The 8332-nt window shown below is 52.7% G+C and carries 8 protein-coding genes; 1 reads left to right on the forward strand and 7 read right to left on the reverse strand.

Annotation, left to right across the window (positions count from 1 at the left end; all coding sequences use genetic code 11):
* From ETR37_RS16725 to ETR37_RS16750, 6 genes are all read right to left on the reverse strand, one after another.
* A partial coding sequence (locus ETR37_RS16725; RefSeq protein WP_129447548.1) for an alpha/beta hydrolase occupies positions 1 to 379 on the reverse strand: 379 nt, incomplete at its 3' end.
* A 72-nt stretch (positions 380 to 451) separates the two neighbouring features.
* Complete coding sequence (locus tag ETR37_RS16730) at positions 452 to 1828, reverse strand: UDP-N-acetylmuramoyl-tripeptide--D-alanyl-D-alanine ligase (RefSeq protein WP_020753659.1); 1377 nt, start codon at positions 1826 to 1828, stop codon at positions 452 to 454.
* A 6-nt stretch (positions 1829 to 1834) separates the two neighbouring features.
* The gene (locus ETR37_RS16735) at positions 1835 to 2938 is read right to left on the reverse strand and encodes a D-alanine--D-alanine ligase (protein WP_033004651.1); all 1104 of its coding nucleotides are present in this window, start codon (positions 2936 to 2938) and stop codon (positions 1835 to 1837) included.
* 253 nt (positions 2939 to 3191) lie between these two features.
* Positions 3192 to 4334, reverse strand: coding sequence for an MGDG synthase family glycosyltransferase (locus ETR37_RS16740; RefSeq protein ID WP_033004648.1), 1143 nt, complete (start codon positions 4332 to 4334; stop codon positions 3192 to 3194).
* A gap of 12 nt (positions 4335 to 4346) precedes the next feature.
* Entirely contained in the window at positions 4347 to 4943 is a 597-nt protein-coding gene (locus ETR37_RS16745; protein ID WP_129447549.1) for a DedA family protein, read from the reverse strand.
* Between the two features lie 10 nt (positions 4944 to 4953).
* Positions 4954 to 5682 (reverse strand): polysaccharide deacetylase family protein, encoded by a 729-nt coding sequence (locus tag ETR37_RS16750; protein WP_129447550.1) that lies wholly within the window; start codon positions 5680 to 5682, stop codon positions 4954 to 4956.
* A 273-nt stretch (positions 5683 to 5955) separates the two neighbouring features.
* Here ETR37_RS16750 and ETR37_RS16755 point away from each other — a divergent pair, with 273 nt between their 5' ends.
* The gene (locus ETR37_RS16755; RefSeq protein WP_129447551.1) at positions 5956 to 7029 is read left to right on the forward strand and encodes an undecaprenyldiphospho-muramoylpentapeptide beta-N-acetylglucosaminyltransferase; all 1074 of its coding nucleotides are present in this window, start codon (positions 5956 to 5958) and stop codon (positions 7027 to 7029) included.
* 302 nt (positions 7030 to 7331) lie between these two features.
* Here the strand turns inward: ETR37_RS16755 and ETR37_RS16760 are convergent, their stop codons facing one another.
* Complete coding sequence (locus ETR37_RS16760) at positions 7332 to 8153, reverse strand: undecaprenyl-diphosphate phosphatase (protein WP_015373784.1); 822 nt, start codon at positions 8151 to 8153, stop codon at positions 7332 to 7334.
* Between the last annotated feature and the right edge of the window lie 179 nt (positions 8154 to 8332).

Genomic DNA, 8332 nt, shown 5'->3' on the forward strand with positions numbered 1-8332 from the left:
TAGTGAACCGAAAAAATGTTCTCCACAAAGTCTTGACTGACTCCCATAATTGGCGCGGGTTGACATAGTAAAACGCAGCGCTTAGCAGCACGAGTTTGGCGACCGGGTATTTTTCCGCCAAGTAGACGGCGATCACTCCACCCATTGAAAACCCAATGACATACACCACACTGCAACGGTGATGGAGCGCTAAAAACGCTTGTTCCGCCGCCGCGATCCATTGGTCGTATGTAATTCCTTTCAACCGCAGTTCGCTTCCGTGGCCCGGCAAGGTCGGCGTTTCGATCATCCAATCGGTCCGCTCCCGCAAATAATCGGCCAGCGGCGCCACTTCTTCTGGACTTCCAGTAAACCCGTGAATGCATAAACAGCCGATCATCATCCCCACCTCCGCCCGAGTGAAAAGCGGCGCCTGTGACGCCGCTTTTAGTTTCTCTCGGGTTGCTTGATGTTACACCCAATATCGAAGCAACTCTTCCAATTTCATGCCGCGCGATGCTTTCAATAAAACAATGTCATCCGAAGTCGCGACGGAACGCACGGCCTCGGCCAACGCTGCTTTATCGTCGAACGCCCTCACCCGTCCATCATCAAAAAATGGGGCGGCCGCCGCGGCGATATGGTGCGAAAGCGGCCCGTAAGTGAACACATAGTCCACCATTCCCGGCCGCAGCACCTCCCCGATCTCTCGATGAAACGCCACTTCTTCGTCGCCAAGCTCCAGCATATCGCCCAATACGGCGATTTTTTGCCGATAACCGCTCAATTCTTGAAGAAGCATCAAGGCGGCGCGCATCGATGTCGGGCTGGCATTGTAGGCGTCATTAATGACGGTAAAGCCATATTTCGTCTTGACGACTTCCGTACGCATGCGCGTCACTTGCAGGCGGGAGAGAGACGCATCAATGCCTTCCCAATCGATGCCGAAAAAGCGGGCGACCGCAATGGCGGCGAGCGCGTTGTATACATAATGTTTGCCTAATACCGGCATAAACAGCGTCCGGCCGGGGAGCGCATTGATGACAAACGATGTTCCTCCCGCTTCAATGCGCACATCGGTCGGATAATAATCGTTCTGTTCGCCCGCCCCGAACGTCACGACATGGCGGGGAAGCGGCAGCTTCGGCACGCGCTCCGTCAAGAGCGGCTCATCGCCATGGTAGACGAATAAACCATCATGGTGCAAACCCGCCAAAATTTCCAACTTCGCCTTGGCGATGCCTTCCCGCGACCCGAGCTCTTGCAGGTGCGACTCCCCAATATTCGTAATCACAGCCGCGTCCGGCTTGGCGATCATCGTCAGCCGCTCGATTTCGCCAAACCCGCTCATCCCCATTTCGACAACGGCCATCTCCGTCCCTTCGTCAAGCGAAAGAAGCGTCAGCGGCACGCCGATGTGATTGTTCAAGTTCCCTTCGGTCTTTTGCACTCGATAGTGGGTTGAAAGCAGCGCGGCAATCATATCTTTCGTCGTCGTTTTGCCGTTGCTGCCAGTGACGCCGATCACCTTCAGTCCAAGCTGCTCGCGGTAGCGGGCGGCGAGCCGCTGCAATGCCAAAAGCGTATCATCCACAACGACCACTGGCACACCTTCCGGCGGCGTTCCTTCCCTTTCCGCCCACAGTACGGCGGCGGCTCCTTTTTGCACCGCTTCTTGCACGAAATCGTGGCCGTTAAAGGTCGCACCGCGCAACGGAACGTACAAGTTGCCGGCTTGGATCGTCCTTGTGTCGGTTGACACACCGCTTACGACCATATTCTCCCATTCCGGCTTTAAACACTGTCCGTCAGCCATTTCGGCGATTTGCCGCACTGTCCGTTTGATCATCGGCTCTCACCTCTTTTCTTTTTTGAACGTGTACGTGATCGTCTGCTTTTCTTGATGTCGTTCCAATGCGAGCGCGATAAGCCGTTCAATCAGCTCCGGGTACGGCACACCGCTGTGCTGCCAAAGAAGCGGGAACATGCTGTATGGCGTAAAGCCTGGCATCGTGTTTACTTCGTTGATATAAACAGCGCCATCTTCGGCGAGGAAAAAATCGACGCGCGCAAGTCCAGACAAATCCAGCGCCTGAAACGCCGTAATGGCCATTTGTTTGATCGTCTCATACTGTTCTTTCGTTACGTCCGCTGGGATGATCAATTCGGTTTGCCCGTCTTCGTATTTCGCTTCATAGTCGTAAAATTCCTTTTTGGGAACAATTTCGCCAACGACCGAACAAATCGGCTCATCATTTCCGATCACGCCGATTTCAATTTCGCGGCCGACAATCGCCTCTTCAATAATAATTTTTCGGTCATACTGAAATGCCTCGATAAATGCGGCTTTTAAATCGCCGCGCTGCTTGCATTTGGAAATGCCGACGCTCGAACCGGCGTTGGCTGGCTTGACAAAGCACGGGTAGCCAAGCTCTCGTTCGATCCGGTCATACACCGTCTCGCCGCTTTTTTGCCAATCGTACTTCGTCACGGCGATATATTTTGCTTGGCGCAACCCGGCCTGCGCAAACAAGTTTTTCATCATCACCTTATCCATGCCGACCGCGGAAGCAAGCACCCCGTTGCCGACATACGGAATGTTCAATATCTCAAGCAACCCTTGCACCGTTCCGTCTTCGCCGTTCGGCCCATGCAAAAGCGGGAAAATGACATCGATCGTTTCCTCGTTTCCTCCCGCAGCCGAATCGGCAGCCGGAACTTGGTTCAAGGAAACCGGAATCAAGGCGGTCGCCGCCGAAGTGAATTGCAGCTGCTTGATTTCCTCGATCGGTCCGGTCAGCTGTTCGCCCTTGATCCATTGACCTTCCGGTGTAATATAAATCGGAATGACATCGAATTTATGAGGATCAATGGCGTTCATCACCGCCATCGCCGTCGACAACGATACTTGGTGCTCCGGTGATTTGCCGCCGTATAACACGCCAACTCTCGTTTTCATCATCGTTCCTCCTCTTTCCTTGGCCATCGTTCCTATTGTAACACGTTTCGCGCCCAACGGTCTGATATTTTATATGTACGATGCAGGTTGTTTCGCCACCCCCCATAAGCGATAAGGAACAAAAAAGTGAGGGTGTCTAAAAAGGTGGTTCTTCTTTCAACAAAGCACAACATATCGTTTTCCAGCATTTGTTTTACACGTATATACAGGAATAAGAAAAGGTGCCCCGACCGTTTTGGGACACCTTCTGTCGCTACGGATGCAACACGCGCCAAGCCATGCGTTGCGGCATGGCCGCTACCACTTCGGCGAGCGCTTCTTGCCCCGTTTTTTCCACGCCGGCAAAATAATCGGACACACGGCGGAAAAACCGGTTTTTCTCCACATCATCCATCAACAAGCGAAGCATGTGCTGCTCGCCGCTTTCTGGCCCGACCAAATGATAAATGAGACCATTTTGCTGTAAATATTGCAAATTGATGCGCTCCTGGCCAGGCAAGCAATCAATCGTAAAAATCGGAATGCGCTTATGAAGCAACTCGCTGACCGTCACCCCGCCTGGTTTCGTAATGACGGCATCCGCCTCTTCATACAGCCGATTCATCTCTTCCGGGTCAGCGATGTATGGAAGCGGCCGGATATGAGGCAGCTGCCAGCTGGCGATTTCCTCGTACAGCTGGCGATTGGCGCCGCACAGCACCGAATAGCGGAACAACGTTGACGTGCGGGCCGCCCGCAAAAACGCCAGCATATTGCCAAGCCCTTGGTTTCCACCGGCGACAAGCACATGAGCGAGGTCCCGCTTGCGTCTCGCTTCCGACCGATTCATAAACACATCGTGCACTGGGATACCAGTGACGATGATGCGTCCTTTGTCAACCCCGTACTTCGTGATCAGCTCCCATTTCGCCTCTTGATGGGGAACAAAATGATAGTCAATAAACCGTTTCCCCCAGATGCTGTTCATAAAAAAGTCGGTGTAGACATTGACAACTGGAACCGTCAGCACCCGTTTTCGCTTCAGCCGCTGCAAAATGCGCGACGGAAACGAATGGGTGCAGACGATTAAATCCGGCCGTTCTTCTTCCACCATCTTTTTCATTTTGCTTTCAAAATAAGGCAGCCATGGCTCAAACGAAATGAACTCAAACCGGGGCGGCTCTTGGTACATCAGCGTTTTGTACACACGGTGGTACGAAGCAGGATGCGAGCGAATCCAGCGCAAGTAGGCCTCTGACACCATTTTTTCCATCAGTTCATTGCAATAGCTCAAAAAATCGATCTTTTTGCTTTCGACCGCCGGAAACTGGCGGCGCAAAAAATCCATCAACGTATCGGCTACTTTATGGTGTCCCGTATTCATTTGAAACAGCGGCAAAAACAATACTTTCATCATCGATCGCACCCTTTAGCTTTCGAAAGATTTTTTGCGCCTCCGCTGCCCAACCCATGCCGCAAGCAAAAAAAGCAAAAACAACGCCAAACCGGCAAGCGGAAAAGAAATCAGGGGGATATGGATGCGCTGGCCGAGCCAAAGCCCCGCCGCGGTCAACGGAACGGCCCAACCTGCCGTTCCAAGCGCCGACAGCAACAAAAACGGCCCGAACGGAAACCGGCTCACTCCCGCCATATACGGACAAATTTGCCGCACCCCGGGAGCATAGCAGCCGAACAAAATCCCCCATTTGCCATAGCGGCCAAACCAGCGGCGAGCCCGCTCCCAACGTTCAGCCGTAATTCCGACGCACTTGCCGTACTTTTGCACAAACGGCGCCCCCCACCACCGGCCGGCGCCATAGGCCGCCACCATGCCCGTCATCGCTCCGCCCCAGCATGAAGCGAGCGACGGTCCAAGCAGCAACTGCTCCTTGGCAACCATCACGCCGACCAAAAAGAGCAAGCTTTCCTCCGGCGCCGGAATGCCGACAATGCCGCAAAACAAAAAGAAAAACAGCATCACATATCCATATGACTGGACATACGGCAACCATACGCTTGTATCCATAGCTCCCCCGCTACATCGCCGAGATTTGTGTATTAGTTTGCACATTTCTCAGTTCCGTAATCGTCACCCAACGCATCTTTTTCGCTGCTTCATCCTTAAACAGCAGCTCGAGCGCTGACAACATTTGCTCTGGCGCGCGTTTGTCAGCACCTAACGCATCCCCATTGTCATGAAGCACAATCACCGCCCCGCCGCGTATGGACGAACGCAAGCGGCGGAACAATTCCATTGTACCAATTTTTTCGTTCCAATCGCCAAGAATATGCGACCATAACACCGTTGTATACCGCTTTTGCACGATCGGCGTCCAAGCGTTAAAATGCCCCCACGGCGGGCGGTAATACACCGGGCGTTGGCCCGTCGCCCGCTCAATCGCCTTAGCGGCGCGGCGCACCCCCCAATCCAACCAAATCGGCGGCAACAGCCAATTGCTGATGTGGCGGTAATTATGAATCCCAATTTCATGGCCTTCTTCGGCCATCCGCCGCACAATATCCGGATAGCGCTCGACTTTGCGGCCGACAACGAAAAACGTCGCCTTCACGCCATATTTCTTTAATAAATCAAGCAACTTTGGCGTATAATACGGGTCGGGGCCGTCATCAAACGTCAGCGCCAGACAATCGGATGCCGTCCCCTCCCGAAACAAACGCACCCGCTTTTTGCGAATGATGATCGTCGGTACAATGCCATAAATGGCAATTCCCACAATGAAACAAACGAACAGCCAAACCCACATGGCATTCACCTCTTGATTGTACTTTACCAATATTTCTTCTCTCTGAAAATAGAAAAATGAACTTTCTGTATTCGAGATCATCACGCTGCAGATGTTTTATCATATAACAAACAAATGAGAAATCGAAAAGAAAATCATGAAAATTTCATGCAGACCGTCCAGTTTTCTTACTATACGAAAAACGCCACCGCTTGGTTTCCTCCCGAAGCTAGGTGGAATCTGCTATAATACATAACGATACACGAGCGATTAAAAAAAGACAGGTGATCCGCATTGCGAAAAAAAATCATCTTAACCGGCGGCGGCACAGCCGGCCACGTGATGGTCAACGTCGCCCTCATCCCGAAATTGAAAGAGCTGGGATGGGATATCGTTTACATCGGATCTCATCAAGGGATTGAACGGGAGATTATCGGCCGCATCGACGGCGTCCCGTACTATTCGGTTTCGACCGGAAAACTGCGCCGCTATTTTGACTGGAAAAACTTTAAAGATCCATTCAACGTGCTGAAAGGCGTTTGGCAGGCGTACCGCCTGATCCAAAAAGAAAAACCGGACGTCGTCTTCTCAAAAGGCGGATTCGTCTCCGTTCCCGTCATTCTCGGCGCTTGGCTGAACGGTGTGCCGTCGGTGATCCATGAATCTGACTTAACCCCGGGGCTTGCGAACAAAATCGCTATGCCGTTTGCGACAAAAATCTGCCTCACCTTCCCGGAAACGAAGCAATACGTCAATGCCGATAAAGCCGTCTACGTCGGCGCCGTCGTCCGCGAAGAGTTGAAGGATGGCAACGCCGAACAAGGGAGGAAGATGTGCCAGTTCGACGGAAAAAAACCGGTCTTGCTGGCGATGGGGGGCAGCTTAGGCTCGAAAAAAATTAACGACGCCTTGCGCGCCAACCTATCGACGCTTCTTGCCGAATTTGACATCATCCACATTTGCGGCAAAGGGAACATCGACCGAAGCCTCGCAGGCCAAAACGGATACAAACAGTTCGAATACGTCAACGAAGAGCTGCCCCACTTACTCGCCTTAGCCGACATCGTCGTCTCCCGCGCCGGGGCGAACGCCATTTTCGAACTGCTCTCCTTGCGCAAGCCGATGCTGCTCATCCCGCTCTCGAAAGCGGCAAGCCGCGGCGACCAAATCCTTAACGCCCGTTCGTTTGAAAAAGCCGGCTATGCGGAAGTGCTGATGGAAGAGGACTTGACGAACGAATCGCTGCAAGCCGCCATTCACCGCCTATACGAAAACAAAGACCGCTACCGAAAAAACATGGAGAAAGCCGGCGCAAGCGATCCGCTGCAAACGTTGCTTGCAATCATTCAAGACACCGCCCGCCGGTAAAAACAGGCGATGCCCGATGCGGCCAACCACGGCCGTTTTTCGGCATCGCCTCGTTTTGTTTTCATCACCACACAACGAGCCTTCTCTCCTTTACACCGGCTCAAGCCGATAACGGTTGATACGGAACACATGGTCGCACAAGAGATCGATATCTTCTTGATGTTGTACTGGAATTGTGATGCTGGCTCAGTCTTAGCACTCAGCTAGCACTACGGGTTATTTTTATTCAAATTTTTTCGTTTGCCATTTCCTTCCCCCAACCAGAAAACCGCCCGGCGGAACAACCCCGCCAGGCGGCACGACTAGAAGTATAAGAAATAAATGACAATGGCCAGCACGATCCGATACACGGCAAACGGCACGAGGCGGATGCGGTTGATGAGCTCAAGGAAAAAGCGAATCGCGAGCAAGGCGAAGACAAAGGCGCTCAAAAAGCCGGCGATGAAAAACGGAATATCGGCGGTGGTGACGTATTGCCAGTTTTTCAACAGCGACAGCCCGCTCGCCCCAGCCATGATCGGAACAGCCATAATGAACGTGAAATCGGCGGCGGCGCGATGGCTCATGCCGACAAGCACCCCGCCAGAAATCGTCGAGCCGGAGCGGGAAAAGCCGGGCCACAAGGATAAACATTGCATCAAACCAACAAAAAACGCCTGCTTGTACGTAATTTGGTCGACCGTCTGCGTCCGCGCGGCTTTTTTGGCGAATTGGTCGGCGGCAATCATAAGCAACGCGCCGAGCACAAGGCCGATCAGCACCGTTTTGGTCGAAAACAAATGTTCATCGATGTAATCTTCAAACAAGACGCCGAGCACCCCAGCCGGCAGCAGACCAATGATGACGTGAATGAGGTTAAGGCGCGGATGTCCGCCCGGATGACGGCCGCGAACGCCAAGCAAGTCGAGAAATCGGTCTTTAAACACGACCACAGCGGCTAGAATCGAGCCGAGCTGGATGACGACTTTAAACGTATTCGCCGCGTACTTGCCTAAAAACTCTGTGGATTTCAGCCAAAGATCGTCGACCATAATCATATGGCCGGTCGAGGAAACCGGGGCAAACTCGGTCAGCCCTTCGACCATTCCTAAAATGATCGCCTTCCATAATTCCATCCAGTGCATGTCCTTCCATCCTTTCTGCGCGGGGTCGTCCTTTCTATACATATGGGCCAAGCGGGTGGAATAACACTCCGCTTTTGGCCGCGCCTGCTCTATTGTACTACAAATCTTTGTCTTGTACTACCCGCGCTTTTTCTAGGAGTCAGTCAAGACTTTGTGGAGAACATTTTTTCGGTTCACTA

The sequence above is a fragment of the Geobacillus sp. PK12 genome (assembly GCF_004123125.1).
In the GTDB taxonomy this organism is placed as follows: domain Bacteria; phylum Bacillota; class Bacilli; order Bacillales; family Anoxybacillaceae; genus Geobacillus; species Geobacillus zalihae.

Bases quoted from the DNA above. Each gene is read 5' to 3' on its own strand.
- ETR37_RS16730 (WP_020753659.1), bottom strand. From the start codon at position 1,828: ATGATCAAACGGACAGTGCGGCAAATCGCCGAAATGGCTGACGGACAG.
- ETR37_RS16735 (WP_033004651.1), bottom strand. From the start codon at position 2,938: ATGAAAACGAGAGTTGGCGTGTTATACGGCGGCAAATCACCGGAGCAC.
- ETR37_RS16740 (WP_033004648.1), bottom strand. From the start codon at position 4,334: ATGATGAAAGTATTGTTTTTGCCGCTGTTTCAAATGAATACGGGACAC.
- ETR37_RS16745 (WP_129447549.1), bottom strand. From the start codon at position 4,943: ATGGATACAAGCGTATGGTTGCCGTATGTCCAGTCATATGGATATGTG.
- ETR37_RS16750 (WP_129447550.1), bottom strand. From the start codon at position 5,682: ATGTGGGTTTGGCTGTTCGTTTGTTTCATTGTGGGAATTGCCATTTAT.
- ETR37_RS16760 (WP_015373784.1), bottom strand. From the start codon at position 8,153: ATGCACTGGATGGAATTATGGAAGGCGATCATTTTAGGAATGGTCGAA.